Consider the following 234-nt stretch of genomic DNA (forward strand, 5'->3'; position numbering starts at 1 on the left):
TCGGCGCCGGCGTCACCGCGGGGGTAGGCTCCGCGGCGGTGGCGTCTGGAACATGGCTGGCTGCGCAGGGTTCCAATACGGCAGGCATTGTTGCCGGGGTTGGCCGCGCTGCGATCGGCAGTGTGGTGACGCAAGGCTTGGCCGTCGCGGTTGGGCTGCAAGACCATTTCAGTTGGATGCAAGTCGCGACGGCGGCAGCCAGCAGTGCTGTCGGTTCTCTGGCTAGCAATGCGG

General features: G+C 67.1%; 1 protein-coding gene. It reads left to right on the plus strand.

Annotated features, from left to right (window positions below; translation table 11 throughout):
- Window positions 1–38 precede the first annotated feature (38 nt).
- Window positions 39–234: hypothetical protein (locus RVY79_RS21660; RefSeq protein ID WP_317466686.1), on the plus strand; the 196-nt coding region annotated here is incomplete at its 3' end.

The organism is Chromohalobacter sp. HP20-39, from assembly GCF_033052815.1.
Lineage (GTDB): Bacteria > Pseudomonadota > Gammaproteobacteria > Pseudomonadales > Halomonadaceae > Chromohalobacter.